The 18,835-nt window shown below is 44.1% G+C and carries 19 protein-coding genes; 15 read left to right on the forward strand and 4 right to left on the reverse strand.

The genetic code is table 11. The features are described from left to right. The first annotated feature begins 567 nt into the window (after positions 1 to 567). From GB992_RS10470 to GB992_RS10485, 4 genes are read left to right on the forward strand one after another with little or no spacing between them, the layout of a single operon-like run. Positions 568 to 1,668: an ABC transporter ATP-binding protein gene (locus tag GB992_RS10470; RefSeq protein WP_161002396.1), complete on the forward strand. Its 1,101-nt coding sequence runs from the start codon at positions 568 to 570 to the stop codon at positions 1,666 to 1,668. Continuing rightward, on the forward strand, positions 1,665 to 2,483 hold the full coding sequence (locus GB992_RS10475; protein ID WP_027827222.1) for an ABC transporter permease: 819 nt from the start codon (positions 1,665 to 1,667) through the stop codon (positions 2,481 to 2,483). Before GB992_RS10470 ends, GB992_RS10475 begins: the two co-directional genes overlap by 4 nt. Beyond that, positions 2,473 to 3,297, forward strand: a complete 825-nt coding sequence (locus GB992_RS10480; protein ID WP_161002397.1) for an ABC transporter permease — start codon at positions 2,473 to 2,475, stop codon at positions 3,295 to 3,297. The genes GB992_RS10475 and GB992_RS10480 overlap by 11 nt, the downstream gene beginning before the upstream one ends. Next, positions 3,294 to 4,373, forward strand: coding sequence for an ABC transporter substrate-binding protein (locus GB992_RS10485; RefSeq protein WP_161002398.1), 1,080 nt, complete (start codon positions 3,294 to 3,296; stop codon positions 4,371 to 4,373). The genes GB992_RS10480 and GB992_RS10485 overlap by 4 nt, the downstream gene beginning before the upstream one ends. Before the next feature lie 84 nt (positions 4,374 to 4,457). Here GB992_RS10485 and GB992_RS10490 read toward each other — a convergent pair whose 3' ends face one another. The 4 genes from GB992_RS10490 to GB992_RS10505 form a co-directional block, all read right to left on the reverse strand. Then, positions 4,458 to 5,939 carry an Ig-like domain-containing protein gene (locus GB992_RS10490; RefSeq protein ID WP_161002399.1) on the reverse strand — a complete coding sequence of 494 codons (1,482 nt, stop codon included), beginning with the start codon at positions 5,937 to 5,939 and terminating at the stop codon, positions 4,458 to 4,460. A gap of 21 nt (positions 5,940 to 5,960) precedes the next feature. After that, positions 5,961 to 6,995, reverse strand: a complete 1,035-nt coding sequence (locus GB992_RS10495; protein WP_161002400.1) for a WxLIP family cell surface protein — start codon at positions 6,993 to 6,995, stop codon at positions 5,961 to 5,963. 102 nt (positions 6,996 to 7,097) lie between these two features. After that, positions 7,098 to 7,847 carry a WxL domain-containing protein gene (locus GB992_RS10500; protein WP_161002401.1) on the reverse strand — a complete coding sequence of 250 codons (750 nt, stop codon included), beginning with the start codon at positions 7,845 to 7,847 and terminating at the stop codon, positions 7,098 to 7,100. Positions 7,848 to 8,711: 864 nt separating this feature from the next. Continuing rightward, positions 8,712 to 10,103 carry an APC family permease gene (locus GB992_RS10505; RefSeq protein ID WP_161002402.1) on the reverse strand — a complete coding sequence of 464 codons (1,392 nt, stop codon included), beginning with the start codon at positions 10,101 to 10,103 and terminating at the stop codon, positions 8,712 to 8,714. 470 nt (positions 10,104 to 10,573) lie between these two features. Here GB992_RS10505 and GB992_RS10510 point away from each other — a divergent pair, with 470 nt between their 5' ends. The 11 genes from GB992_RS10510 to GB992_RS10560 all read left to right on the forward strand — a co-directional run bounded on the left by GB992_RS10510 (position 10,574) and on the right by GB992_RS10560 (position 18,514). After that, a complete protein-coding gene (locus tag GB992_RS10510; RefSeq protein WP_161002403.1) occupies positions 10,574 to 11,131 on the forward strand; it encodes a guanylate kinase in 558 nt (185 codons plus the stop codon). Between the two features lie 105 nt (positions 11,132 to 11,236). Then, positions 11,237 to 11,674: a Fur family transcriptional regulator gene (locus GB992_RS10515; protein ID WP_161002404.1), complete on the forward strand. Its 438-nt coding sequence runs from the start codon at positions 11,237 to 11,239 to the stop codon at positions 11,672 to 11,674. A 169-nt stretch (positions 11,675 to 11,843) separates the two neighbouring features. Further along, positions 11,844 to 12,320 (forward strand): hypothetical protein, encoded by a 477-nt coding sequence (locus GB992_RS10520; RefSeq protein ID WP_161002405.1) that lies wholly within the window; start codon positions 11,844 to 11,846, stop codon positions 12,318 to 12,320. A gap of 51 nt (positions 12,321 to 12,371) precedes the next feature. After that, positions 12,372 to 13,343 (forward strand): DUF6681 family protein, encoded by a 972-nt coding sequence (locus GB992_RS10525; protein WP_161002406.1) that lies wholly within the window; start codon positions 12,372 to 12,374, stop codon positions 13,341 to 13,343. A 173-nt stretch (positions 13,344 to 13,516) separates the two neighbouring features. Further along, complete coding sequence (locus tag GB992_RS10530) at positions 13,517 to 14,254, forward strand: amino acid ABC transporter ATP-binding protein (protein WP_017261427.1); 738 nt, start codon at positions 13,517 to 13,519, stop codon at positions 14,252 to 14,254. A 192-nt stretch (positions 14,255 to 14,446) separates the two neighbouring features. After that, a complete protein-coding gene (locus GB992_RS10535; RefSeq protein ID WP_161002407.1) occupies positions 14,447 to 15,277 on the forward strand; it encodes a glutamate ABC transporter substrate-binding protein in 831 nt (276 codons plus the stop codon). Continuing rightward, positions 15,277 to 15,915, forward strand: a complete 639-nt coding sequence (locus GB992_RS10540; protein WP_161002408.1) for an amino acid ABC transporter permease — start codon at positions 15,277 to 15,279, stop codon at positions 15,913 to 15,915. The genes GB992_RS10535 and GB992_RS10540 overlap by 1 nt, the downstream gene beginning before the upstream one ends. A gap of 16 nt (positions 15,916 to 15,931) precedes the next feature. Continuing rightward, a complete protein-coding gene (locus GB992_RS10545) occupies positions 15,932 to 16,585 on the forward strand; it encodes an amino acid ABC transporter permease (protein ID WP_017261430.1) in 654 nt (217 codons plus the stop codon). 429 nt (positions 16,586 to 17,014) lie between these two features. Then, entirely contained in the window at positions 17,015 to 17,332 is a 318-nt protein-coding gene (locus GB992_RS10550) for an ATP-binding cassette domain-containing protein (protein ID WP_161002409.1), read from the forward strand. Further along, a complete protein-coding gene (locus tag GB992_RS10555; protein WP_161002410.1) occupies positions 17,322 to 17,729 on the forward strand; it encodes an AAA family ATPase in 408 nt (135 codons plus the stop codon). Before GB992_RS10550 ends, GB992_RS10555 begins: the two co-directional genes overlap by 11 nt. Next, positions 17,726 to 18,514 carry a hypothetical protein gene (locus GB992_RS10560; RefSeq protein ID WP_161002411.1) on the forward strand — a complete coding sequence of 263 codons (789 nt, stop codon included), beginning with the start codon at positions 17,726 to 17,728 and terminating at the stop codon, positions 18,512 to 18,514. The genes GB992_RS10555 and GB992_RS10560 overlap by 4 nt, the downstream gene beginning before the upstream one ends. Positions 18,515 to 18,835: the final 321 nt, after the last annotated feature.

The following is an 18,835-nucleotide window of genomic DNA, read 5'->3' on the forward strand; positions in this document are numbered from 1 at the left end:
TTTGCAGTAGTAGGGAACAAACTGCTTAACTACCTGTCACGACATGGAGGATAGTCTAAAAAATTTGCGTTAGCTATCACTTATCAATCAGAACTGGACTGCCTAGTTGACGTGGATTGGACTTTATTTGAATGAATTAATGCGCCAACGTTTGATTTGACTGCTAGCAAAGTGAATGTGAGCGAGAGGGCGGCAGCGTTGAAACCGACTGTGAGCGTGTTGAAGATTCGGTGATCTGTCCGAATCTTCAACACGGGATGATCTTAAAGACGGTGGGGTGTGCCGGCTTTAAGGCGAGGCGAAAGACTGTGGTTTTCAGGCTCAAGCCGGTCCCAACAGGAGGTTTCAAAAGCAGCCAACCGTTAGCGGACTTTTATCCACCTAACGAAGAAACAAATCGGTAAGCAAACCTAACAAACACAATAAAAATAGGTAGTTTATTACAACCAAGTGACACTTCCACAAGCTAGGTAAATTTGCTAGTTATTTGGTGCTATTTCGGTTACTATTGAAACCAATGTAAATCGCATGAGAATGCAGATTTAATGGTGATGGAGGGACGTTAGATTGGCGAAAACCATTATTGAGTTTAAGGACATCGTAAAGCGTTACGGTGAGACCGAGGTGCTCAAGGGTATCAACTTTCAAATAGAACAGGGTAAGTTCTACACTTTGTTGGGCCCGTCTGGATGTGGGAAGACCACAATTTTACGTATTATTGCAGGATTCACGGATGCCTCTGAGGGGGACGTGATGTTTGATGGCAAACGGATAAATAACGTGCCGGCCAACAAACGGAAGGTAAACACTGTCTTCCAGGATTACGCGTTGTTTCCGCATATGAATGTGTTTGACAACGTTGCGTTTCCACTGACACTACGCAAGGTCAACAAAAAGGATATTCGTACCCGCGTTTTGGATGCGTTAAAGATGGTTCAATTGTCTGGCTATGAAGACCGGGAAATTAATGAAATTTCTGGCGGTCAACAACAACGGGTTGCGATTGCACGCGCCATCGTGAATGAGCCTGACGTGCTGCTACTAGATGAACCACTGTCTGCACTGGACATGAAGTTGCGCAAGGAAATGCAGTACGAATTAAGAGCGTTGCAGCAACGATTAGGGATTACGTTTATTTTTGTGACCCATGATCAGGAAGAAGCATTAGCCATGAGTGACGAAATTTTTGTCATGAATGCGGGACAAGTGTTGCAAACTGGTTCACCGGTCGATATTTATGATGAACCAATCAACCATTTTGTGGCTGACTTCATTGGTGAGAGTAATATCGTGCGCGGTTATATGGTTGCTGATTATCTAGTTTCGTTTGCTGGGCATGAATTTAAATGTGTGGACGCTGGAATGCGGCCAAACGAACCGGTTGAAGTGGTTATCCGACCAGAAGACTTGGATATCACAACGGTGGATAAGGGGTCGTTAACAATGACTGTGGATACGCAGTTGTTCCGTGGCGTGTTCTTTGAAATCACGGGTCACGATGACACCGGCAACAGTTGGCGGATTCGCTCCATTCATCGCACAGAAGTGGGTGCCCAGGTTGGTGTGTTCTTCGATCCTGAAGATATCCATGTGATGCGGTTTAACGAATCTGAAGAAGATTTTGATGCCCGTTTGGAAACGTATGAAGGGGAGGAATCTGATCGGTGAAACAAGGCAAACTGTTCTACTACATTCCGTACGGCTTGTGGATTGCACTGTTTGTCATTGCACCAGTCGTACTGATTGTTTATCAATCATTCTTTAATATTGCAGGGCACTTCACCCTAAGCAACTACGCGACGTACTTTCATTCAGGCGTTTACCTGAAAATGACGTTTAATTCTGTCTGGTATGCGTTTTTGATCACAGCAATTACGCTGCTGATCAGTTATCCAACGGCGTATCTGTTGAATCAATTAAAGCATAAGCAATTATGGTTACTGCTGATTATTTTGCCGACATGGATTAACTTACTGTTAAAGACGTATGCCTTTATTGGGTTACTATCACGTAGCGGCTCAGTGGACAGCTTTTTGACTTTTATTGGTATTGGGCCTAAACAATTGCTGTTTACCGATGCGAGTTTTCTATTCGTTGCAACTTACATCGAAATTCCGTTTATGATTCTGCCCATTTATAATGCCATTGCGGAATTGAGCCCGTCCTATGTCAACGCTAGTCGGGACTTGGGCGCCAGTGGCTGGCAAACGTTCAGCCGGGTAATCTTTCCATTAACGCTGGATGGGGTGAAATCCGGGGTTCAGTCCGTTTTCATTCCATCGTTATCACTCTTCATGATTACGCGCCTAATCGGTGGTAACCGAGTCATTACCTTGGGGACCGCTATTGAACAACATTTCTTGGTGACACAGAACTGGGGAATGGGTTCAACAATCGGAGTCATCTTGATTGTGGCAATGGTGATTACGATGTTGCTAACCGGCGAACGCAAAAAGAAGGGGAGGACACGTCATGCAAAGTAAACTGTCTGGCTGGTCCAAAGCCTACCTCATCATTGTATTTATTATTTTATATGCGCCAATTTTATTTTTAGTCATGTATTCCTTTAGTAAGGGCAATACGATGAGCAATTTTCATGGCTTCACGTTTGCCCATTATCAAACATTGTTTCATGACCCACGGTTGATTCAGATTGTGTTAGATACACTCATTGTGGCGTTGCTGTCATCATTGTTTGCGACAATCATCGGCACGGCAGGGGCGTTAGGAGTGTACGAAACGCGTCACCGTGCAATCCGACAGACTGTGCTGTCCTTGAATAATATTTTGATGGTTTCTCCCGATGTTATTATCGGGGCCAGTTTCCTGATTTTCTTCACGATGTTGGGGTTGCGCCTGGGCTTTATCTCAGTATTACTGAGTCACATTGCCTTTTCGATTCCAATCGTTGTGTTGCTGGTTTTGCCCAAGCTGAATGAAATGAATGCATCTATGATCGACGCCGCTGCTGATCTGGGTGCCAATCCGTGGCAAACGTTGACACGGGTGATCTTGCCGGCGATCATGCCGGGTATCTTTTCCGGTTTCTTTATGGCCGTCACATATTCACTGGATGACTTCGCGGTTACGTTCTTTGTCACTGGAAATGGCTTCTCAACGTTGTCTGTAGAAATTTACTCACGTGCTCGGCAAGGGGTCGATCTGGAAATCAACGCGTTGTCAGCGCTGTGGTTCCTAGTTTCACTGTTACTGATTGCGGGATACTATTTCCTGGAACAGTACAATCAGGGTCGCAAAACCAAAAACCGTCAACAAGTTGAGGCGGTGATCAAATGAAGCGATTAGTCAGTTTGGTTGTTGTTATCTTAGCAGTCAGTTTGGGACTTGGTCTGACTGCGCATCATTTACAGCGTGTTGAAGGCGTCGTTGGTTCTGGCAACAACGTGCTGAACCTTTACAACTGGGGCGATTACATCGATCCAGCGTTGATAACGAAGTTTGAGCACGAAACAGGTTATCATGTCTCCTACCAAACGTTTGATAGTAATGAATCCATGTACACAAAAATCAAACAGGGTGGCACGTCATATGATCTAACGGTTCCCAGTGAGTACATGGTTCAGCGAATGAAGGCGGACCATTTACTCAGGCCATTGGACAAAAGTCGATTAACGGGGATGAACAACATTTCGCCCCAGTTTAAAAACTTGGCTTTTGATCCTCACAATGAGTATTCTGTGCCTTATTTCTGGGGTACATTGGGGATTGTTTACAATGATAAGTTTGTCAAAAAGGGTGAATTGACGACCTGGGACGATTTGTGGAAGCCACAGTTTAAGGACAACATCATGTTAGTCGATTCTTCCCGTGATATTTTAGGGTTGGCATTGATGTCGCAAGGCCACTCGGCGAATACGCACGACCAAGCTCAACTGGACGAAGCAGAGCAGAAGCTCACAAAGTTGACGCCTAATGTTAAGGCGGTGCTCGATGATGAAATCATGATGTACATGGAGCAAAATGAGTCAGCGGTGGCCGTAACGTACTCTGGCAATGCGGCTGAGATGATCAGTAACAACAGTCATCTTCATTACGTCATTCCGAAGCCAAGTACCAATCTGTGGATCGATAACCTGGTTATTCCGAAGACGGCCAAACATTTGAAGGCCGCTTACGCTTTCATTAATTTTATGAACCGTCCGGAAAACGCCAAACAGAATGCAGAGTACGTGGGCTACTCAACGCCTAATGCACCAGCGGAACAGTTATTGCCCGCAGATGTTCGCCAGGACAAGGAGTTTTATCCAAGTGCTAGTGTCATTAAAGATACACAGGTATACCAAGATCTTGGTGTAAAGGAAACGGGTACGTACAACGATTTATTCTTGCAATTTAAGATGTTTAGAAAGTAAGCGAAACAGGCTTGTGGATTTTTTCCACAAGCCTGTTTTTGCGAGGTACTATTTATTTAGCAGCATTAGCAGTCGGGACATCCGCTAGTGTCCAAGAAATGGTGGCAGAGTAATGCCCGCTGTTAACCGCATGGGTGGGCCAATTGTCAGTGTACTGCCAGATAAAAGGCTGTGAACATTAGTGTTCGGTGTTGTCGCGTTGATGACTGAAACTGGTTGGCCGTCATCTTTTAAAGTAGCCAACGATTTATTTTGGTCATTAATCAAATTCAGACTAATACCGCCTTTGTCACCTATTGGCTGTTGCGTCGCCGTGTTTGTAAAGGTAGCCATCGCGGCTGTGAGTGACCAACCGGAGCTGTGTACACGCGGATCATAAATCGATAGTAATTGTTGATTATTGCCGTCATAAGTTAGGGACGTTCCTTGGGAGACGTTACTAACTGATCCTAGTGTCACACCTTGAACGATGTTATTAACGGTGAGCGGCGTGCCGTCAGTTTTACTGAACGTAAAGTTTGGGATAGCATCTAGCGTTAATTGACCACCGGGATTCACAAACAGACGTGCTTTGTTTGTATTCGTTTGCTGATCAGCCCCACTGAATCCGATAACTGCGTAATACTGTGTTTGAGTCTGTGAAGCGCTAGTGTTTTTGACCGTTAACATACCATTCTGCATGCCGTCTGGAGACGCTGAAATACTTGCATTTGGTCCGTTAGTGATGGGCTTGTCTGATCCATGAGGCGGTATTTGATACCATCCGACGACATAGGCCGATTTAGGAAATCCTTTGATGATGAAAGAAGCGTCTGATCCCTCATTAACAAGCTTGTCCTGTAATGCGCCGACATAAACAACAGTACTAGCAGTAATGCCATTTGAAGTGGTGGCGGTAACCGTTACCTTGCCATATTGATTCAAATCTGAGGTTGCAGTTAGCTTACCAGAGGTGGCGTCGATGGTGGCTAACTGTGAATTATCAACAGACCACTTAATTGAATCCGTTGCATTAGCCGGTGTTAGCGTTGCCAGAATGTTTTCTGAATTAGCATTTGGGAGCGTATCGCTTTCACCGGCGATGGATAAGGCAGTGGCATGCACTTCCTGCGGGGAGATTGTTACCTTGGCAACTTTGGACCAGTAAACGGAAGAAGTCCAAAATCCATGAATTGTCACTGAAATTTGATAATAAAATGTCGATACGTGATCGACGTGCTGACGGGTTTTAAGGTTACCCGACAATGCATTGCCATCATCCTGGGCTTTTTTCCAATTTTGTCCGTCTTCACTAACATACCAAGATGCTGTTACGTTATCGGTCCAAGGATCAAAAAGAGATTTAATGGCCGTAAATGAAAGTTGGTAGTCTTTGTCTGATACTGTGTTTAGACTGACTGGCTGTTGTGTGAAACCGCCGACAAGCACAAACTTGCCGACTGAAAATGGATCGCCACTGGGTGTGCCCTTGGGGACAATGTTGTCGTCTGCATGAACAGTAATGGGTAACAATAGTGACACTAATATGAACAGGATGATACTCAACCACACGTGTTTAAACTTCATGTTGATTTACAGTCCTTATCCTTACTTTTTCGGGTGGCGACGACTGCCCATAAGATAACCAACGATTATGAGAATGAGCGCGCCCAGTACACTAAGCAAAATGTATAGCCACGTCCAATTGTGTTGAACGCGCACATGCCGATTGACTTGACGCGCTGTTTGGCTGGTGACTGTGAAGTGGCGGCTCAAATGCCAAATGTGTTTGCCTGATTTAGCGGTGAGCTTAAACGTGTAGTGACCTGGTTTTAACTGGTGCCTTGTAACCGGAACACCAAAATTAAAACTTGTTAGCGGCGCCATTTCGTAATGCTTCTTGGTAGTCTCATAAAGTAGATGCGAATGGCCACGACGATACACCTGTCCTGTGAGAGTCATTTCGCCAAACATTACTGGTTGTGTATTAGCCACGCTCGCGGTCACCTGCGATTGATAATGGTTTGTGTTTGTTTTGATTTGGGTCAACTTTAAATCTGGGGTCAGTGACAGCGAGTCCGTTTGCTGTAAATTAACCCCCAATGTCATGGCGTAACGGTTATTAATGCGAAAGTTTTTACCACTGGACGGGTGTTGCACGTGCCTATCTGTTACATAGAATGCGCCGACAATTTGACCCTTGAACTGTTTGGCTGGTGTTTTAAGGACAAACGTAACGGGTTTGGCTTCATGTGCGTGAAGTTCCACATTGACACCGGCGCTGATTAAATCCGTAAAATTATTATGTCCTGTGGGTTGCCGTTTTTTGTTAGGACTGTAGCTAATCTGACCGTTATCGCCGGTCCATGCATTTGTCGGTGTCACGCTTAATGTGCGTGTTTGCGATGAGGTATTAGCGACAACTAGTGTCAAACGTTGCTCTAAGGACGGGTGAACCTTTAGATCGAAGTAGCTGACACTTTTATCGATTTGGTTATCGGGAATTTCTGCGCGGATAGTAAAACCGGCGCCATTGCCGTTAGATGCTGCATTGACCGACTGCAGCGATAGGAAGAGAACGGTGAATAATGAAGCAAGTAATAATCCGAAATAATGTGTTCGATTGGAGGATAAACCGGACATACAAACACTCCTTTAATATAGTTGGCATTGCACTGAAACCCGTTTTGTCTGAGGACAAAACGGGCACGGTGAGTTGTTTAAGAGGTAGTGTAAATAAAAAGGTTATGCTTTTGGCGCGGTAGCAGTAGGAACGTTAACCAAATTACAGTATAAAGTGCCTTGGTAAACACCTGTTGCGACATTGGTTTGCTTGCTGATGGTGAGACTAGCACTCTTGGTATCTGCGTAAAGGGCCTCGTTGAAGCCTTGACCGGTACCCTTGTCAGCCGTCCAAATGGCGGTTTCTTGAGTGCCAGTGCCATTATCGTTTGTTGATGAGGCAGTCAGTGTGATTGCATTTGGTTTGGCAACGTCGCTATCGCTCTTTGAACTGGTTGCATTCAGTGCCAGTTTTGCATTTGTAATTGTGTCGGAACTTTTAGTGTTTTTGAATTGGCCCAGTGAGGTCATCAGCTTCCCGCCATTGTTTGTGCCGGTATAGTCGGCAATGTCGAGTTTACCGTTGTTGTTACCATCAAAATTGTTGGTGCTGTTCACGGTGTTATCGCTGTAGTTGACAGTAACATCACCGTTGATAATGTCTGCGACTTTGGCGGTTGACAAATTTAGGTTAGGTACGTGGTCAAGTGTTAAATCGCCAGGCTTCACTTCAAATTGTGCGGTGGAATGAGCTGAGGCGCTGCTAGTGCCATCAGCAATAAACCCTTGACCAACAGTCGTGACATTAGTGATGTTATTTGTGGCAGTGCCTGGGCCATGGCTGTTGTCTGCTCCACGATCTGCGCTTGCCGTGGCAGTGCTAAGTGTTAGTACTGCGAGGGTTGAAAAGAAGAATAAGGTTACCTTATGCATAATCGATAAATCCTCCGTTGGGTTTGCTGTGATGGTTCTTTAGCCATTAGAAATCATTATCTTGGCCGTCAATTAGTGTCGCTACGTAATTGAGACGCAAAATAATCAACTTTTTTTGTAATGTTAGTATAGTGAGCAACTTAAGACGCTTCAAATGAGGGCACAAGGTGATATCGATTAGAGAATAATCATTAAATCTGCTTTCATTTGTTTTTTTGACAAACAAAAACGCAGGCTTCGATGGTGAAGTCTGCGTTCCGATTGATGACAAAATAATGTGAAAAATGTTTGTTAAATGGCTTTGCATCAGCTTTTATAAGTGAATAAATTGTCGTTTATTTATTTTGTAATTTGCTGGCTTGATTATCACCGGCGAGTACATTTGGATAATGGCTGGTACTTACGGTTGTCAACATTGACACACTCGCCGTGGGACCGGCTCAAACCCGAAGTTCATGGTCTTTCACCTCGTCGAAAAGCCTCGTGAAGACCGCGAGTCTCTACGACCGTCCGTAACCTAAATTCGGGAACCCACCGAATTAACGTTATCTTCACGTTTCGGTATCAATGTTGCCACCTCCAGCTCACATAGTAGCCAGTTTAAGCAGATATCATTTAATGGCAAACTGTGCTTACAAAGGTTTACTGATTTGTGAAAGGAGTGGAGCTGACGGGAAACAGAGAGTCCCGTGTCGGCAACACTTGGCGGCGAGAATTTGGCCGCTTAGTGTTGCGGGATGACTTATGAGACGTGGTTTTCGGCTCATAATCAAGGACGAAAACCGTGACTTGTGCGGGTTGAGACCGGTCCTCATGGAACGGCGTTTCCCGTCAGCGTAACGGCATTAAGCTGTTGAGACTATGTTATTTGTTCACTAGTTTGCTGTGACGAATCCCGTAGCTGAAGTAAATGAGCATTCCGAACGCAAACCAAATCAAGGAAGCAACCCAAGTTTCCAGCGGCAACCGGAATAGCAACAGCATGCAGGCCAAGCCGGAAATAATCGGTAGAACAGGATACCATGGAACACGGAAGCCGTCTGTGTGATTAATATCTTGTCGGCGACGAAGTAGGATGACACCGAATGAGACAAAGGTGAAAGCAATCAGGGTACCGATGTTAACTAAGTTTGTCAATTGTTCCAGTGGCACCAGACCACCCATAATCGCGATAAGAACTGTAACGGTCGTTAAGCTAGCAGTGGGATTACCGTTACTTTTGTTAACGTTGCCCAGCCATTTAGGCAGAAGGCCATCACGGCCAATAGAGTACACCAACCGTGAAGAAGAGTAGATCATGGCCAGCATCATCGTGAACATACCGGCGAGTGCGCCTAATGAAACGAGGGCGGCGCCCCAGTTTTGACCGACCTGTTGCAGAGCAAACGCAACTGGATCAGCGACGTTTAAACGTTTGTAAGAAACTAGGCCAGTTAAGACAACGGAGACAGCAATATATAGAATAGAAGCGACAATCAAAGTTCCGATAATTCCAATTGGCATGTTTCGTTTGGGATTCTTAACTTCGGCTGCAGAGGCAGCGACCACGTCAAAACCTAAGAAAGCGAAGAATACTGCTGAGGCTCCCGCTAGTACACCGCCCTTATAAGGAAAGAATGGGTGCCAGTTAGCTGGTTTTACATAGAATAGGCCAACTAGGACGAAGATTAGGATGATGACAATTTTAACGGCCACCATAATGTTTTGAACGCGTGTCGAGGTTTTCATGCCATTGCTGAGTAGCCAGGCAACGAACAGAACAATGAGGACGGCAACCAGGTTAATATAAGTGCCGTGTGCCGGGTCAAACGCACCAGACAATGCAGTGGGCATGTGAATGCCAAAACCTGAAATCAACGAGTTGAAATAAGCAGCCCAGCCAGTGGACACGGCGGCCACAGACAGCATGTACTCTAAGACTAGCGCCCAGCCGAGAATCCAGCCGATAAACTGACCATAGACGACATTACCGTAAGAATAGGCGGAGCCAGCGATTGGCAGGGCAGATGAAAATTCAGCGTAACACATAGCGGCTAGGCCACAAACGATGGCGGCGACCACGAAAGATAAGATAATGGCTGGACCAGATTTAGTTGCGGCGACTGTCCCGGGTAGGATAAAAATCCCGGTACCAATTACGGCACCAATGCCGAGTGCGACAAGATCCCACGCTGACATGGATTTAATTAGCCGACTGTCAGCATCAATATAGTTATCCAGTGATTCTTTTTTCAACATTTTGTCTAATATGGACATGGCGTTTCTCCTTTTTAATAAAAAACTGGTATTTTCAGCCCCTCGCCGAAAATACCAGTTAAATCAGTAATCAACCTCAAATAGATTGACACTAAAAAACCGTTTAGACGAAGGTTGTACAATCATCCAAACGGTATGAGTTCATTTTAAATAAACGTTAGCCGAATGGATGCAAACCGGAAGTTTACCGTGCTTGCATCCAACAGTCGATGCAAGCACTAGCCAAACAGACTAAACGCAAATGCGTATATGTTGTGAGTTAGTGATTGTGTCATAAACGTTCTCCTTGAAGTATGAGAAATATTCTCATTTGATGACCATAACTATAACGATTTTTTTAGACATCGTCAACCGTTAATTTTTAAAGCAAAAATGAAGGATGAACCTAATGTTTCGATTGTGGAGCATTTTTAAACTCTGCGCTGATGGTGTAAACTTAACATCTGTGAGAAATTGAACGGAGGAAAACCATGAAGAAACGTGTCTTTGTCATTACCGGAGCAACCGGCACTGGCAAAACCACCGTCAGTGATTATTTGCGTGATTATTACCATATGCCTAAGGTAATCACACATACAACACGGCCACCCCGAAAGGGCGAAATGAACGGTGTCGATTATTATTTTGAAGATGATGCATCGTTTGATAAGAACCATTATTTAGAGCAAGTTGCGTATTCAGGTTACCGCTATGGCTCTTCCCATGAGGGGATCGATGCTGGCTTTGAAAAAAATCCTTACATCACGATCGTCTTAGATACGAAGGGCGCCATTACTTATGCAAAAGAGCTCGGTGATGAAGCGGTCATTATTTTCCTGACTGTTAGTCAGAATGAAGATTTGATTGATCGAATGACCAAACGTGGGGATGACACGGTGATGCTACAAGAACGGCTGGATAGTCCTGAGTATCGGCGTGACCTGACCTTGCCGGCGGAATTAAAAGATGTGGCGCATGTCATTGTAAATGACGATCTGGATTCAACAAAGAAAAAAATCGATACCTTGGTTACTGAAACCTTGAACTAGAAACTATTGTTTTGACTGATTTTCTGTTACACTACTTAATAGTAATCGTTACTTTTTAAAAACAATACAGATTGAAAATGTCATCAATGTACTGGAGGTCTTACCATGGCAGAAGATGTGAATACCGCGGTTGAAGTTTTGCAGAAACATCATCTAAAAATCACTAAACAACGGCGAACGATGTTGTCGTTTTTGTGTCAACGTCCAGATCATTATACGGACGTGACGAGTTTAGATGCGTACATGCGGGACTTTTATCCAGGAATGAGCCATGCGACCATTTACCGGAACGTCAAGGAATTTGAAGACCTCGGCTTAGTTGAACAACAGGTAAACGGTGACCAAGCGCGTATCAAATTTCAGTGCGACTTCGCTAATATGCACCATCATCACTTTATCTGTCGTAATTGCGGAAAAGTGACAGAATTGACCATGTGTCCAATGGACTTTTTTGCTAACCAGTTGCCAGGTGCACAAATTGAGGGCCATCGTTTTGAAATGTATGGCTTGTGTGCGGACTGTGTCGCTGCTGGTGTAGAGTGATATTGGTCCGAAGCAGACAAAATGAAAATCTTAAGTTCCATGTAAATCGAACCCGCCGACGTTTAACGCTGACGGGTTTTGTCTATACTATATGGTTGAATTGGTCTAACAGCCAATGAACAAAAAGATTTCGTTTCAATGAGTAAGTTTTATAAATAAGGAGTTAGCTATGGATCATCGAATTCCGCCGTTTGTGACCCCCGTTGCTGTTGTGTCGATTATTTTGGCGCTGTCCGCAACTAATATTGTGGTTAACAAAGTGACGAACACGTCTGAAGGGGCGCCGGTCACAAGAACGGTAACCAATTCATCCGGCAGTTCAATCCAATCGTCGGATGATTCTAAAAAAGATAGTAATTCAAGTTCAAATAGTGAAAGTTCTAAGACTGACAGCACTGCTGACGAAAAATCTAGCAGTCAAACCACTGATGAGTCGACGCCAAGCACAACGACGAAGAGCAATAGTACGACTGACAACAGTGATGGCGGGACCACGACCCGTCAGAGTAGCTCATCGGTCACTGAATCAAGTGCGGCCAGTTCTTCTACAACTGCCAATTCTACGAACAATAATAGTGCTACAACAGGCAATACGGGTGCTAATACAGGCTCGTCTACCGCAACCACTACATCAAGCAGTCAATAGACGGTTATTTTTGATTTAGCAACTCTCATGAAAAAGTAAGTAGGTGACAACATGCTTAGTTTGCTCGACATGGCAAACCATTTTCTTGGTTATTTTAATGTCAACACAACGTTAAAGGGACGCATTTACACCATCTTGGGCTTTTTTGGTGATTGGTATTTGCTCTACATTGGGATTCGGTTTATTCAAAACCAGGGATACTTGCGTGGCGCATTGCTCATCTTGGTTTTCTTTGCCCTGATGTACTTTACACTGGTCAACTTCTTCTTTTATTTTCTCAAACGTCGGTTTGTACTCGACCCATCTGAAAAGATTGCGGCCTTACTGGGCGATGAACGTTTAAAAGAACAGGAAAGTCGTTTCAATGAACACGATCGATACGATCATTTTGCTCCGGCCACGGGTTTATATGATGAAAAGCAGGTCATTCCGGCTAAGGTTGAGTTGAATGGTACCAATCATAAGAACCTGGCTCAGATTGCCGCACAGTTACAGGCGGCTAACCTGTTACCTCAAGATTATGAAGGCCATAGTGACCAAGAAGTTTTAAACCAGGCTAAGGAGACCAATAAGCCAGTGTTTGCAATTGGCGAGGGAACACCGTTACCTTATTTTGATCTGCGACAACAGGACGGTCATTTTGTAGTCTATGCGGGGATGAATCAGATGACGGCATTGCCAGTCGGTCGGATAACACGGGTCGGCTTGTCGGATATTAAGCAAGCGCATAAGCAGTTCAAACTATTTTTAGCCACTGCTGTTTTGCAAGGCGGGGTAGCTAAATCAGCCGGACGCTCCGGTGTCATTGAGCGACGTTTGCCATACACGGTCAAAGTTGAGGTTGCTTTCAGTGAAAAGAATACGGCCTCCAATGCGACTAGTCAGAATTCGGCTGCCTTTTCTGAAAGTCAGACGTTTACTGAGGAACCAATGCGTTCTTTTGCAAAATCTACTGAAAATGTAGATTCAGCTAACAACAGTTTGTCAAACAAAACGTCTCAAAATCGTCGAGAAAATCGATAATTTTGAGAGATTAGATTATCAATAAGAAAATATCGTGAAAACGGGCGTGTCGGAGCACAGTAGCTTTGACACGCCCTCTTATTAGGGTCTAAACTTAGTTAATGACCTTGAGAATTACACAACTTGTAATTCAACAGTTTAGGTTGAGATTATTTGAGGGTGAGGAACCGATTATGTCAATGATTGAATTTCACGACGTACAGAAGTATTACGGTGACTTTCATGCGTTAAAAGACATTAATTTAACGATGGAAGCAGGAGAAACGGTTGTGCTCATCGGGCCGTCAGGTTCAGGGAAGAGTACATTGTCCCGAACAATTAATGGTTTGGAACGGATCCAGAGTGGTCAGTTAATTGTTAATGGGCAGGATTTGGCTAATCCAAAGACGGATATGAACCGGATTCGGAAGAATGTTGGAATGGTATTCCAGCACTTTAACTTGTATGAAAACAAGTCTGTGTTGGAAAACATCATGTTGGCACCTCGAATCGTGCTACATAGAAAAGAAGATGAAAACAAGAAGCTAGCCATGCAACTGTTAGACCAAGTTGGTTTGGCAGACAAAGCTAACAACATGCCATCTGAAATTTCTGGTGGGCAGGCACAGCGTGTGGCCATTGCGCGTTCACTAGCCATGCAGCCAAAGGCGTTGATTTTTGATGAACCAACATCTGCGTTGGACCCAGAAATGATTGACGATGTGCTGGGTGTTATGAAGACAATTGCAAACGACTCAAGTATGACAATGCTGGTTGTGACTCACGAAATGGGCTTCGCCCGTGAAGTGGCCAACCGGGTTATCTTTATGGCGGACGGTCAAATTCTTGAAGATGATGCAACGAAGGAATTCTTCGATCATCCAAAAGAGGAACGTGCCCGTCAGTTCTTGAGCAAGATCATTAACCACTAATTAAAGAAGAGTGATGCCGAAGCCCGGGAAAAGCCGAGCAATAACGTGAAGGTGACAGTGGACAAGCGGGGTTTGCTTGTGCAATGGCAACTTTGGGTTATGCACAGGCTTTTGGGCGTCAGGTGCACGTTTAGAAAGTGTTGCCGAAGACCGGATTCCGAGTTTTCGGCGCGCAATTATGGAGGCACTGTCATGAAGAAACAATTCAGACTTGCGACCTTATTAGTGGCGTTGGGCGCGTTGATGTTGACGTTAAGTGGTTGTGGAAAATCACTGTCAAAGCAAGACGTTCTGCAAAATGATCGCAAGGCAAATACAATTACATGGGGTGTTAAGGCCGATACCAAACTGTTTGGTTTGATGGATGTTCGTGATAATCAAATCAAAGGGTTTGATGTGGACATGGCTAAGCACATTACCCGGCACATCCTCGGCAAAAAGGGGAAAGCTAAGTTTATTCAAGTGACGTCACAGTCACGGATTCCATTGTTGAAAAATGGGAATATTGATGCCATTATCGCCACGATGACGATTACGCCACAACGTGAAAAAGTTGTTAGCTTCTCGAATTCGTACTTTGATGCCGGTCAGTCGCTACTGGTTCCAAACGGCAGTAAAATCAAAAACGTCAGTGACTTAAACAAATCTGGGACAACTATTCTGGGGGTTGTCGGTGCGAACTCAGTTCAAAACATCAAGAAGTTTGCGCCCAAGGCTCGTGTCTTGGAACTTCAAGATTATGCTCAGGCATTGACGTCTCTGAAAGCTGGTCAAGGGGTTGCCTTAACTACTGATAACGGGATCCTTTATGGGATGGCCGTTCAAAACCCTGGCTTTAAAGTTGTCGGCGGGACATTCACCAGAGAGCCTTATGGGGTTGCCGTTAATAAAGGTCAAAAGCCATTTACTAACGAGGTCAACAAGGCCATCAAGGAAATGGAAGCTGACGGCGAATATAATCAATTAATTAAGAAATGGTTCGGTAACGTGCCTGGATTTAACTACAAGGAGCTGGAGCGATAATGATTACTATTTTATCTGATCATTGGCAAGAGCTGTTGACCGGTCTGGGTTGGACGCTATTATCCAGTGTCCTGGCGTTAATTTTCAGTCTGATTATCGGTTCATTATTTGCCATCATGGAAGTTACGGAAAGCAAGGTTGCTCGGACAATTGCCCGCATCTACATTGAAATTTTCCGGAACATTCCGTTACTGGTTATTACAAGTTTCTTCTATCTTGTTATCCCGATGTATATCGTTAAAGTTAACGGCTTTACTGCTGGGACGATTGGGCTAACAATTTATACATCAGCGTTTATTGCTGAAACGGTCCGGTCAGGGATTCAATCTGTTGACCCAGGCCAAATGGAAGGTGCTCGGGCAAACGGATTGACATTCTGGCAGGCCATGTCAAACGTCATCTTGCCACAAGCATTCCTTTTGGTTATTCCCCCACTTGGTAACCAGTTCGTTAACTTGGTTAAGAACTCATCCGTGTTGGCCTTCGTTGCCGGGTTTGATTTAATGTATCAAGCCAACAACATTGCATCCATCACGTTTGATACGATTAACAGTTATATGGTTGTCGGGGTGTTGTACCTGATTATCACGATGCCAATCAGTTATTACATGCGTTATCTAGAGAAACGCTTAGCGTAGAAAGGGGAGCTAACAGATGAAATCATTTATTGATGCCTATTCATGGATCAACCTCCGTTACCTCCTCGAAGGGCTGTGGATTACTGTTGAAGTGTCCGTTGCATCCGTGATTTTAAGCTTTATTCTCGGTTCATTTTTAGGAATTATTCGATACACAAAAATTAAGTATGTTTCGGCGATTGTCGGTTTTATCATCGACCTTATTCGGAACTTACCACTGTTGCTGATCATCTTCTTTACTTACTTTGGTTTGCCAAACTTCGGATTCAAACCCGAAATTATTCCAGCGACAATCTTAGCGATGACCATTTTCGAATCCACCATGTTGGCCGAAATCATTCGGTCCGGGATTCAGGCGGTTCCAAATGGTCAGATGGAAGGTGCCCGGGCAAACGGATTGACGTACTGGCAGGCCATGTTCCAGATTATTCTTCCGCAAGCCTACAAAAAGATGATTCCTGCGTTGGTTAGTCAGTTTATTTCACTGATTAAGGATACGTCGTTGGCAACGATCATTGTGTTACCAGATTTGACGTACCACGCACAAATTATTTACGGACAGAACGCCAACTACATTATTCCAATGTTCTTAGCACTTGCTGTGATGTACTTTATTGTATGTTACGGATTGTCTGTTTTGGCCAATTACATCGACCGTCGATTAGCTTAATTCAGTTCAAATATCATTTTTGCCATCAATCAACTGTTCTATGACGGTGATTGATGGTTTTTTTGTGCCTTAAGGGACCTGCCGCTTCCGGTGGTCAGCATTGACACGCTCGCCGTGGGACCGGTTCCAGCCTCCCAAGTTCGGAGTCTCTCACCTCGCCGACAAGCCTCGTGAAGACCACGCGTCTTGTCGACCGTCCGTGTTGTAAATTCGAGAAAACCATTCGAATTAACAACACCTTCACGGCGCGGTATCAATGCTGACCGCCTACCGCTTCGTTCAGTCTCCCCCCCAAAAAAAGATTTGAACCATAAACAGTTGACGTCGAAAAAGTTAAAAAATATTTTTTCTGTGAAAAAAGTGCTATTCTAATTGAAAATTAATCTTTAGAATTTGTACATATTATTTTTACTTAAGGGAGTGACGGGGATGGAGATTCAATTGGATCAGGTTCGCAAATATTATGGTCGTACGGAGGTTTTACACGGTGTGTCTTTTTCATTGCCGTTGGATACTGGCAATGTCTTTGGCTTGATTGGACCAAACGGGGCAGGCAAATCAACCTTAATGCGGTTGCTCAGCGGGATTACGACCATCAATGGTGGGCAATTGAAGATTGATACTCAGGGTGATTCACACTATGACAAGTGGGCTCAGCGCAATTCACTGTATATTCCGGCTGGTGATCGTGGATTACGAAATAAGTTAACGCCAATGGAGAATCTACGCTATTTTAGTGCCATTTAAAGATACACAGGCCAGAATGCTGGCCAATGCCAAGCTGTTTGATGCGGAAAGTCTGATGAATAAAGAGTTTGATCAAATGTCGACTGGTCAAAAGAAAAAGGCAACACTACTCGTCGCCATTTCGTTTGATACACCGATGCTATTATTGGACGAACCCTCAAATGGTCTGGATATGTCTGCACAAGTCGATTTAATGAAGCTGGTCGACTCTGTTGCTAAAAAGTCGCAGCATACGATTATTCTGTCTTCCCATGATCCAGTACTAATGAGTGAAGTGACCACACAGTATATATTTGTGAATGAGGGGACTGTGATTAAAACGGTCGATCACAGTTTGTCGGAAGCGGAATTGCGGCAAATGTATGAACAACTTTATCAAAAGGCGGTGATTCGATGAGCGTACGTGAATTGGGCACCATGATCTGGGTTGAAGTAACGATGCAAATGAAGACGGACATCAAATGCTTATCATCGACTGTGAGTGAGTTTATTCTTTATACTTTTGCATATTTAGCGGTAGTGATCTTTGGGGCAGTGAAGGGCATGAACGCTTTTTATCACACAAATCTTGGCGTTGTCATGATCCTAATTGGTTTTATGTTTTGGAATATGGGCGTGGTGGCAATGGACGAGTCGACTCTGTTTATTGAGACAGGAGCACGAACGGGTATTCTAGAAACGGAGATTCAATCTCGCTTTTCGCTGTGGTTCATTGCACTAGTTCGAAGCTGGGTCACTGATATTTATTACTTTGTGTACTTACTTATTTTGAGTGTGATCACAGCATTTGTTATTTCTGTTCCAGTCCTGCAATTAGTTAAGGCTGACGTCCTCGTATTTGTCATCGCCATTATTTCAAACGTCGGCATGTTAGGGATTGGACTGCTATGTGGAGCCGGTTCGTTGAGATTTAAGCGAGTGGGTAACTGGAGTAGCATTCTTCAGTCAGCAATATTATTCGTGGCAAACGTTGCGATGCCAAATTACTTTGGTGCCCAGTTGTTATTGCCGTTTGGTGCCGGTATTGAAATTACAAGGCACTTATTCCTTGGACAATCAGTATCGCTTAACCTAATTGGGATTTATTTTGGCGTAAACGTCATCTGGTTTGCTCTGGGTTTAGTCGTTTTTTGCCACGCAATGCAGAAAGAACGGCGCATTGGTAGTTTTGACCGATTTTAAAATAAACGAAATGAATGCGGACATTAAAAAATGTCCGTATTTTTTTTGAGTTACCACTTGCAATTACTTTGTTACGCACTATAATAATGGTATACAAATTACTTAAACACAAATAGTAATGTAATTGAAAGAAGGATGACGTTTATGCGGAATGATGAAATGAGAGATATGCAGCTAATCAGTAATGGCGGTGTTTGGTCTGAACTGGAAATTGAGGAGCTGAGCCGCCATCAACGGGGAAGAAATCAATACAAGCGTTGGTAAAAAGAAAAATGTGGGTTTGATGAAAACTGACCAACCGTGCAAAATTAAAAAAATTTA

Source organism: Furfurilactobacillus milii, assembly GCF_009863985.1.
Classification (GTDB): domain Bacteria; phylum Bacillota; class Bacilli; order Lactobacillales; family Lactobacillaceae; genus Furfurilactobacillus; species Furfurilactobacillus milii_A.

What these genes read in the sequence shown, in the direction of transcription:
- GB992_RS10480 (WP_161002397.1), top strand. Translation starts at nt 2,473, where the DNA reads ATGCAAAGTAAACTGTCTGGCTGGTCCAAAGCCTACCTCATCATTGTA.
- GB992_RS10485 (WP_161002398.1), top strand. Translation starts at nt 3,294, where the DNA reads ATGAAGCGATTAGTCAGTTTGGTTGTTGTTATCTTAGCAGTCAGTTTG.
- GB992_RS10490 (WP_161002399.1), bottom strand. Translation starts at nt 5,939, where the DNA reads ATGAAGTTTAAACACGTGTGGTTGAGTATCATCCTGTTCATATTAGTG.
- GB992_RS10495 (WP_161002400.1), bottom strand. Translation starts at nt 6,995, where the DNA reads ATGTCCGGTTTATCCTCCAATCGAACACATTATTTCGGATTATTACTT.
- GB992_RS10500 (WP_161002401.1), bottom strand. Translation starts at nt 7,847, where the DNA reads ATGCATAAGGTAACCTTATTCTTCTTTTCAACCCTCGCAGTACTAACA.
- GB992_RS10505 (WP_161002402.1), bottom strand. Translation starts at nt 10,103, where the DNA reads ATGTCCATATTAGACAAAATGTTGAAAAAAGAATCACTGGATAACTAT.
- GB992_RS10510 (WP_161002403.1), top strand. Translation starts at nt 10,574, where the DNA reads ATGAAGAAACGTGTCTTTGTCATTACCGGAGCAACCGGCACTGGCAAA.
- GB992_RS10515 (WP_161002404.1), top strand. Translation starts at nt 11,237, where the DNA reads ATGGCAGAAGATGTGAATACCGCGGTTGAAGTTTTGCAGAAACATCAT.
- GB992_RS10520 (WP_161002405.1), top strand. Translation starts at nt 11,844, where the DNA reads ATGGATCATCGAATTCCGCCGTTTGTGACCCCCGTTGCTGTTGTGTCG.
- GB992_RS10525 (WP_161002406.1), top strand. Translation starts at nt 12,372, where the DNA reads ATGCTTAGTTTGCTCGACATGGCAAACCATTTTCTTGGTTATTTTAAT.
- GB992_RS10530 (WP_017261427.1), top strand. Translation starts at nt 13,517, where the DNA reads ATGTCAATGATTGAATTTCACGACGTACAGAAGTATTACGGTGACTTT.
- GB992_RS10535 (WP_161002407.1), top strand. Translation starts at nt 14,447, where the DNA reads ATGAAGAAACAATTCAGACTTGCGACCTTATTAGTGGCGTTGGGCGCG.
- GB992_RS10540 (WP_161002408.1), top strand. Translation starts at nt 15,277, where the DNA reads ATGATTACTATTTTATCTGATCATTGGCAAGAGCTGTTGACCGGTCTG.
- GB992_RS10545 (WP_017261430.1), top strand. Translation starts at nt 15,932, where the DNA reads ATGAAATCATTTATTGATGCCTATTCATGGATCAACCTCCGTTACCTC.
- GB992_RS10550 (WP_161002409.1), top strand. Translation starts at nt 17,015, where the DNA reads ATGGAGATTCAATTGGATCAGGTTCGCAAATATTATGGTCGTACGGAG.
- GB992_RS10560 (WP_161002411.1), top strand. Translation starts at nt 17,726, where the DNA reads ATGAGCGTACGTGAATTGGGCACCATGATCTGGGTTGAAGTAACGATG.